Source organism: Myxococcus vastator (assembly GCF_010894475.1).
Lineage (GTDB): Bacteria > Myxococcota > Myxococcia > Myxococcales > Myxococcaceae > Myxococcus > Myxococcus vastator.
The window spans coordinates 1-8,689 of record NZ_JAAIYB010000367.1 but is presented as its reverse complement, the minus strand read 5'-3'; the positions used below and the strand labels follow the sequence as shown (position 1 = coordinate 8,689).

Genomic DNA, 8,689 nt, shown 5'->3' with positions numbered 1-8,689 from the left:
GGGCTGGCGTGCCCCGCAGCGCAGGTGCGCCCGCCCCCGCCCCCGGAGCCGTGCCCGGACGGGGCCGTTGAGGAGATGGAGAAGTGGGGCGTCAAAGTGGAAGACCACCATGGCGTGACTTTTCTGGTCAGCAGGCCGCAGGTCATCACGGTGACGGATCGTCCGGCTGAAGTGGAGTTGCTCGGCAGGTGGAATCGCATACCGACTTCCACCATCTTCTCTGGGCGCCTCATCGTGAGTGACCGCGTCTATGGCCGGTTCACCCATGCGCGCACTCGCGCTGGAAAGAGCTTTCCCGTGTGCCTGGAGTTGAATTCTTTGTCTTTGGTGAAGGGGCTGGAGCGGGAGCCAGGAGACGACAGTCCCACCTCGGCCCGTGTCTTCACGAGCGGCGATGTGAGGGCGGTGCGCGAGTTTGAGTGACGCGGCGCAGGGTGCCGCGTGAGGGAGTCGTGGACGGATGCATGCAACATCATCAGTCGTTCTCCTCTGGCTCTCGCTCCTGGCGGGGAGCGCGGCGGCTCAGGGGAACATGGTGTCGGGAAACGGCGCTCGGCGAATCGAGTTGGGGCCGGATGACTCAGGTGCGCTGACCGAGCTTGCAGTCAGCCCCGGTTTGTCCACCGTGCTTCTCTTCGACTCGGAGTTGGCTCAAGAAGGGGTTGCACTGGAGGGGAGGCACGTCTTTTCGAATGTAGACGTGGGCCGCACGACACTGCGGCTGGTTCCTTCGGAGCAGGGGATTCCCGGGGAGAAGTTCCGGGTGTCTGTGCGCTTCCGCGACGGCGCAGCGCCTGCTGGCGCTTCGTTCCTGCTGACGGTTCATCCCGCGCGCGCGGACAGCCTTGTCGAGGTGTACCGGAGCGCGAGAACTGTTGAATCGTACCAGCAGGAAGCGAGGGAGGCGCGCGCCGAGATGCGACGGTACCAGGAAGAGAATGCGCGGCTGGTGTCGGAGCATGGCGCTCCGAGGGGCCTCGCGGGATTGCTCGCGACCGGCGGCATCGATGTGAACGGCGTGGCCGGTCGGGACGTGACCAAGACGGTTTCCTCGGACCGGAGGAGCTTCCTTGAGCCCTTCATCGTTCAAAGCTTCCGCTCGAAGAGTCGTGTCGCCCTTGAAGTCTCCCTGCGGGGCCTGCGGGGAGGACTGCCGTGGAGCGCGAGTGGCGCTACACTTCACGGGCCCTCTGGAACTGAATTGAAGGTGCTCCGCGTGTGGCAGGCGTCACCCATTGCATCAGATGAGGCTGGGCGCGTGGTGATCGAAGCAGAAGCGTCCGCTGAGTCCGCGCGAGGCTCCTTTTCGCTCAAGCTGTGGGAGGCAGAGGGTCCCCGCACGGTGACGATTGGCAACGTCACTTTCCCCTGAAGCTCTGGGCCCATGCGGACATGAAAAATCCGCCGGGAGGTCCACGAGGCCGGCGGGGGGGCCTCTGGGGGAGATGTGGACCTCCCGGCGGAAAGGTGTCGCGCTCAGCCCTTAGCCGCGCTTCCTCCGGCGGAGGCCCAGCAGGCCGAGGAGCGCCAGCCAGGACGCGGCGGGCGCCGCGCTGCAGCCGCCACCCGCGAAGGCCCGGGTGAGCTCCACCGTCCACGCGTACGCCGCGGGCGTGCTGTCCACGTTGCCCGCGCGGTCCGTGGCCCGCACGCGCAGGGTGTGCTGCCCCTCGCCCACGTCATAGCTGTCCTGGCAGGGCTCGAAGGGGCCGCCGTTCAAGCTGCACGCGTAGGTGACGTCGTCCTCGGAGGCGTCGTACTCGAAGGTCGCCGTCCGGTCGCCGCCTCGCGAGGGAGGCGTGCGCGGGAGGAACGTGTCGGGCTCCTGGGTGTCGATGCTGAACTCGATGGGCGCGGAGGGCTCGCTGGTGCGGCCCTGGTCGTCGGTGGCGGTGGCCGTCACCGTGTGCGGGCCCTCCTCCAACGGCTGGGTCGGCGTGCAACTCCACGCGCCCACGTCGTTGGTGGTGGTGGTGCAGAGCACCGTGTCGCCCTCGTACACCGTCACCACCGTGCCCGGCGCGGACGTGCCGCTCAGGGGCGGCGTGGACGTGTCGAGCACCGCGCCGTCGGCGGGCCCGGTGATGACCGGCGGCTCCGTCGTGGACAGGGTGAGGGTGAAGGTGACGGGCGTGGAGGTGGGGCCAGGGCTGCCACCCGGAGGCGTGGCGGTGGCCGTCACCGTGTGCGGGCCTTCGGCCAGGGGTGTGGTGGGCGTGCAGCTCCAGTTCCCCGCCGCATCGGCCGTGGCGGTGCAGAGGACGGTGCCGCCCTCGTACACCGTTACCTGGTCACCCGGCGTCGCCGTGCCGCTCAGCACGGGCGTCTGCGTGTCCAGCACCGCGCCGTCGGCGGGCCCGGTGATGACTGGAGGCGCGGACGGTGAGTCGTCGATGATGAAGTCCACCGTCGTGGACGTCTGCGGCGCGCCCGGGAAGGTGGAGGTGACGACGGCGGTGTGCGGCCCATCCTCCAGGTCCGTCGGGAGCATGCAGCTCCAGTTCCCCTCCGCGTCGGCGACGACGGTGCACACCGGGGCGGGGTCGCCGTCCAGGTACACGTCCACGGTGGCGCCCGGCGTGGCGGTGCCCTCCAGCTCCTCACCGGCGGTGCCGCCCGGCGTCGGGGACGTGACGACAGGGGCCGTCTGGCAGATGGACAGCGCGTCCACGCGATACGTCACCGCCGTGTCGGAGTTGTTGGCCAGGTCGCAGTCGGTGTCGACCAGCGCGATGCGCACGTCCCCCGTGGCCGCCGTGAAGTCGCGGGACAGGGGGAAGCCCAGGGGCATGGCCTCGGCGCGCGTGGCCGAGCCCGGACCGCCGGGCGGCGTGAGGCCCAGCGAGAAGCCCTGCACCTGCGTGCCCGCGTTGGCGTTGACGCCGATGACGCCGGGGTACCAGTTGGCGCCACCCGAGTAGCTCACCGCGCCGGACACGTACCGGATGCGGTAGCGGCCCGGCACGCCCAGCCCGGCCTGGATGGCCGCGTCGGGCAGCGCGGGGGCGTCGATGTCCGACACCTGCGTGCAGCTCGCGTTGCCCTGGCGGGTGAGGAACACGCGGACGTCCGCCGTCTGGCACGCGGCGCCGCTCTCCACGGCGCACGTGGCCGAGCAGCCGTCCCCAGGGGTGGTGTTGCCGTCATCGCAGGCCTCGCTGTCCGCCTTGATGCCGTCACCACACGTCACGGCGCACACCGACGGGATGCCGGTGCAGCCGAACCCGTCCTCGATGGCGCAGGTGGCGTTGCAGCCGTCGCCCGCCGAGGTGTTGCTGTCGTCGCACAGCTCCCCCTCGTCGAGGACGCCGTTGCCGCAGGCGTTGGGGCTGGTGCAGGTGTTGGTGGTGGGGTTGCAGAAGCCGCCTTCGCAGACGCCAGACGCACTGCAGGGCTGGCCGTCCTCCAGGAGGCAGCGCGAGGAGCAGCCGTCACCGTTGTTCAGGTTGCCGTCGTCACACACCTCGGCGCCGGCGCGGACGCCGTCACCACAGGTGGTGGCGCAGGTGCTGGGCGCGCCGCTGCACGAATAGCCATCCTCCACCCGGCAGCTGCCGCTGCAGCCGTCGCCGCTGTCGAAGTTGCCGTCGTCGCACGCCTCGCCGCTGTCCACCGTGCCATTGCCGCAGGTGAAGAAGCACTGGTTGCCAGCGCCAGGGCAGCTCCAGCCCGGCTCCACCGAGCAGGTGGCGTTGCAGCCGTCGCCCGCCGTGGTGTTGCCGTCGTCACACGCCTCGGCGCCCGCGCGGATGCCGTCGCCGCAGAGGGTGGCGCAGGTGCTGGGCGCGCCGCTGCACGTGTAGCCCGTCTCCACGCGGCAGCCCGTCGAGCAGCCGTCGCCGTTGGTGGCGTTGCCGTCGTCGCACGTCTCGTTCACGTCCAGGGCGCCGTTGCCGCAGCTGGCGACGCAGACGGACGGGCCGGTGGTGGGCGTGCTGCAGGCGTAGCCATCCTCCACGCGGCACTCGGTGCCGCAGCCGTCCTGAGGGTCCAGGTTGCCGTCGTCGCACTGCTCGCCCGGGTCCACGTCGCCGTTGCCGCAGGTGAGCACGCAGGCCTGGCCCGGGGCGGGGCAGGCGTAGCCCAGCTCCAGGGTGCAGGCGTTGGAGCAGCCATCCCCCAGCGTGGTGTTGCCGTCGTCGCACAGCTCGCCCGCGTCCATCCGGCCATTGCCGCACAGGGGCGCGCAGGTGGACGGAGCGCCCTGGCACTCGTAGCCGCGCTCGATGCGGCACGCCGAGGAGCAACCATCCGAGTCGTAGGCGTTGCCGTCATCGCACTGCTCGCCCGGGTCGATGTCGCCGTCGCCGCACGTCATCAAGCAGGCCTGGCCCGGGGTGGGGCAGGCGTAACCGGACTCCACGCGGCAGCTCGCGTTGCAGCCGTCGCCCGCCGTGGCGTTGCCGTCGTCGCACTGCTCGCCCGGGTTCAGCGTGCCGTTGCCACACGTCTGGGCGCAGGTGCTGGGCTGGCCGGTGCAGCCGTAGCCCGGCTCGATGCCGCAGGAGACGGAGCAGCCGTCACCGTCGGCGGTGTTGCCGTCGTCACACTCCTCGCGCAGGGACACGGCGCCGTCGCCGCAGCGGTCGTCGTACGCGTCCACGAACAGGTAGCGGAACGCGTTGGGCTCGGTGGCGGCGTTCTCGTTGCAGAGCTCGATGCGGTTGAGGCCCGCGCGCCACGGCGCGTTGGCGCCGAACTCGCGGAAGATGTTCTTCTGCCAGGGCTGGCCCGCCGGGTCGTTGACGACGGTGGGCGTGAAGTCCTGCCCGTTCACCCGCGCGCTGTCGAACTGGTTGTCGTTGAAGGTGGCCAGCCGCAGGCGGAACTGCGAGACGTTGGTCGTCGAGGGCACCATGAAGTCCTGGTACACGCAGACGGGCGCGCCCAGCGGCGCCGCCATGAAGCGGGCGGTCTGGATTTCCTGGGGCCAGTCGTTGGCGGCCCGCGAGCCGGTGGCCGCGCCCGTGGTGGTGCCCGCGTAGAACCAGTGCGGATCCGGGCCGACCTCCAGCCGGCGGTTGTTCTCGTCCACGCCGGTGTTGAAGACCGTCACGCCCGCGCGCACGCAGCGGCTGGGGCTGCCGGCGCAGGCGAAGCCAGACTCCACCTCGCACAGGCGGCTGCAGCCGTCGCCCTCGAAGCGGTTGCCGTCGTCGCAGACCTCCTGCGCGTAGGACGGGTGGGCGCGGTTGTCGAACACGCCGTTGCCGCACAGGGACAGGTCGCAGGTGGCGGTGCAGTCAGAGCCGTCGCTGTCGCAGGCCTCGCCGGAGTTGACGACGCTGTTGCCGCACAGGCTCGCCAGCGAGCAGGGGCGCCCGGGCACGTGGCACAGGTAGCCTGCTTCGAGGGTGCCGGTGGCGGAGCAGCCGTCGCCGCTGGTGGTGTTGCCGTCGTCACATTCCTCGCCGGGCTCGAGCTGGCCGTCTCCCACGAGGGAGGCGGACTGGCTCACGAGCACGGGCTCGGGGGGGGCCGAGGCTGTGCGGGCGCCGCCCGAGTCACAGCCGGTCAGGGATGAGAGCAGCGCGAGACAGAGCGCCGCCGTCTTGAAGAGGACACGCGTTTTCATGGGGATGTCTGCCTCGGTTCTCAGTGGGTGTCGGGGGAGGGCTCGCCCTGCTGCGTCTGCACGCCCTCTGCGTCGCCGACGATTCTGAACTCCACGCGACGGTTCTTCGCGCGGCCCTGGGTGGTGTCGTTGTCGGCGATGGGCTGGGACGGACCGAAGCCCTTGGACTCCAGCCGCTCCCGGGCCACGCCCTTGCTCACCAGGTAGTGCACGACCGCGTCGGCGCGGCGCTGCGACAGGTCCAGGTTGTAGTCCGCGTTGCCGCGGTTGTCGGTGTGGCCCTCGACGCGCACCTTCTCCACTTCCGGGTGGGCGATGAGGATGTTGGCCACCGTGTCGAGCAGCTTGTTGCTGCGCGCGATGATGACGTCCTTGTTGTTCTCGAAGTAGACGGCCTCGAGCAGCTGGATGCGGTTCTCTCCAATCTGCGCGAGCTGCTTCTCCTTGCAGCCGTGGTTCTTCGCCGGGCCGGGCTCGGCGGGGCAGTTGTCCAGCCGGTCGACGAGGCCGTCACCGTCGGTGTCCTTGTCGGGGCAGCCGCGGTTCTCCTTGGGGCCGGCCTCGTTGGGGCAGCGGTCGGCGGTGTCGAGCACGCCGTCGTTGTCGTTGTCCGGGTCGGGGCAGCCGTCCTCGTCCTGGAAGCCGTCCTTGTCCTCGGCCTGGTCGGGGCACGAATCCTTGGCGTCGGAGAGGCCGTCCCCATCGGTGTCCGGGTCATCCGGGCAGCCGTCGTGGTCCTCGAAGCCGTTGAAGTTCTCCGCCTCCTTCGGGCAGCGGTCCGCCAGGTTCGCCAGGCCGTCGCCGTCGTCGTCCCCGTCCGGGCAGCCATACAGCTCCGACAGGCCCTCGTCGGTGGGGCAGCGGTCCGCGGCGTTCTTGATGCCGTCGCCGTCCAGGTCGAAGTCCGGACAGCGGGCGGGGTCATGGGGTTGCCCTTCCACACAGGCGTTGGGCGTGGAGGCGGGGGTGCCGAAGGTGAGGCCGGCGAGCACCCGGAATGACGGCGTGCCCGGCGTGCTGCCGAAGCCAGGGCCCCCCATGGCGTAGAGCTCCGTGCCCGCGGGCATGGGGACGCGCACGCCCAGCAGCACCTCCATCGACTCCGGCGCGTCCGCGACGGGCAGGGTGCCGCGCACCACCAGCTCCTGCCGGAAGCCGGCCAGTCCCGCGGACAGGTTGACGCCGCCGTTCAGCTCCGTGCCCAGCTCGTCGAGGTGCGGCTGCGTGTTGGGGGACAGCGCATACGTCTGGGTCCGCACCAGCGCGCCCAGGTCGGCGCCCACGCGCCACGTGCCGCCCAGCTGCTTGCCCAGGCCGAGCCGAGGCGAGAAGACGAAGCCCTGGTCCCGGGTGAGCGTCTCCGTGCTGCCAATGGGCAGGGCCGCGCCGAGGTGCAGGCCCAAATCCATCAGCCCACCGCGCTGCTCGGAGAGGAGTCCCGCGCGCGCCTGGACCCACGGCGTGCCAAGCGCGCTCGTGGAGGGCGTGGCGACGCCCAGCGCCGCGGTGTCCGGTCCCCACTGGGACACGATGGGCACCTGCGCGCCGAGCTCCAGCCAGTCGGTGAGGGCATAGGCGCCGCTGAGGTGGACCGTCACGCGATTGGAGACGATGACGCCTTGCTGCGCTCCACCGGAGACGAGCACCAGGGGCTCCTTCTCATAGTGTCCGGTGAAGCCGAGGCGGTACTCGCCGCGGGACATGAGGTCGCCGGTGGACAGCACCAGGCTGTCGCGTGCACCGGGATTGAGTTGCAGCCGCTCCAGCTCGATGCCGGGGATGCGCTGCGCCTGGGCCTGGGCCGTGACCGCCCAGAGGACGGCCAGCCCTCCAAGCCATGGGTGATACGGATGTGAAGACAAGAGTTCCTCCCCCTCAACGTGTCGCCGGAAAAGCGCACGCGGGCGTCCGCCATACTTGAGACAGGGACTGTTCTGCACACAACGCGCCACGTTTGTCGCGGGGGCGACCTCGGAGGTGTGTGAGAGGGACCTGTGAAGTGGGTTGGGTCCGGACGCGGGCGGTTGACGTGTCAGCGCGTGGGTCGCGCCGCCGCCGGACGCGTCAATGACGTGTCAGGCGAGGTCCTGGCCCCGGACTCCGGAGGTGGGGGGAGGGGGCCACCCGAGCCGCGTGGCGCACTGCGTCAGGTTGGGACAGGAACATTGCGGTGTTCCCAGGTTGTTGTCCCCGGCGGGATTCAACCAAGATTCCAGGTCCTTGGGGACGCTGACGCTCAGCGCATCACCGCTCCTGTGGGAGCAGTTCCTCGTGGGTGCGCTCGACGGGGAGGCGGGGTTGCGCCCGGAGCTGCGCTCCATCCTCCCCCGCTGGCAGCGCTCGCGGTTGCTGGGCGCGCCGAGCACGGGGCAGCCGGACGAAGGTCCCAGCGTGGGCAGTCTGGCGCTCATCGAGCGCCGCGCCCGGCTGGAGCCGGTGTGGCACGAGCTGGGCGGCATGCTGGAGCTGTTGTCGGCGGCGCCCCTTCCGTCAGGTCGGGTGGCGCTGCTCGCGGACCGCGAGGGCGTCATCCTGGCGACGCGCAGCTCGGGCGGGGACTTCACCCACCACGCGGACTACGTGCGCCTGGTGGAGGGGGCCTGCTGGGACGAGACGTCTCGCGGGACGAATGCCATTGGCACCGCCCTGGCGGAGTCCTCCGCGGTCGCGGTGGTGGGGCCGGCGCACTACGCGCAGCGGCACCATGGGCTCGTCTGCTACGCGGCGCCGGTCCATGACCCCTTCGGGGAGCTGGTGGCCGTGCTGGACGTCACGGGGCCGGCTGGCGCGGCGGATCCGCTGGTGCTGGTGGCGGTGGCCAGCGTGGCCCATGCCGCCGAGGCGCGGCTGCGCGAAGTCGCCTGGGCCCGGGTGGCCGCGGTGGCGCGGGGTGGGCTGGAGTCGCGCCTGTCGCGTGAGGATGGCCCGGTGCTCGTCGTCGAGCCGATGGGGCGGGTGAGTCGCTGCAACGCGGCCGCGCGCGCGCTGCTCGGTGGGCAGGGGCCCGTGGCCGTGGAGGCGGCGCTGGGTGTCTCGTGGCGGGCGCTCACGGACGCCGCGTTGCGTGGCGTGGCGCTGGAGACGCGTCTTGCTTCGCGGGGCTCGGCCTGGCGC

At 71.0% G+C, this 8,689-nt stretch carries 4 protein-coding genes and 1 pseudogene; 3 read left to right on the top strand and 2 right to left on the bottom strand.

Translation table 11 applies throughout. The features are described 5' to 3' along the window. A pseudogene (locus G4D87_RS28305) lies at positions 1-423 on the top strand (serine/threonine-protein kinase); the annotation flags it as partial. Between the two features lie 37 nt (positions 424-460). Further along, on the top strand, positions 461-1,372 hold the full coding sequence (locus G4D87_RS28300; RefSeq protein ID WP_163785827.1) for a DUF2381 family protein: 912 nt from the start codon (positions 461-463) through the stop codon (positions 1,370-1,372). Between the two features lie 111 nt (positions 1,373-1,483). Here the strand turns inward: G4D87_RS28300 and G4D87_RS28295 are convergent, their stop codons facing one another. Beyond that, entirely contained in the window at positions 1,484-5,575 is a 4,092-nt protein-coding gene (locus tag G4D87_RS28295; RefSeq protein WP_163785826.1) for a DUF4215 domain-containing protein, read from the bottom strand. 20 nt (positions 5,576-5,595) lie between these two features. Further along, positions 5,596-7,437 (bottom strand): OmpA family protein, encoded by a 1,842-nt coding sequence (locus G4D87_RS28290; RefSeq protein WP_163785825.1) that lies wholly within the window; start codon positions 7,435-7,437, stop codon positions 5,596-5,598. A 358-nt stretch (positions 7,438-7,795) separates the two neighbouring features. On the opposite strand from G4D87_RS28290, the gene G4D87_RS28285 reads away from it, so the two are divergent. Continuing rightward, the coding region (locus tag G4D87_RS28285; protein ID WP_504112698.1) for a sigma-54-dependent transcriptional regulator family protein at positions 7,796-8,689 on the top strand (894 nt) is incomplete at its 3' end.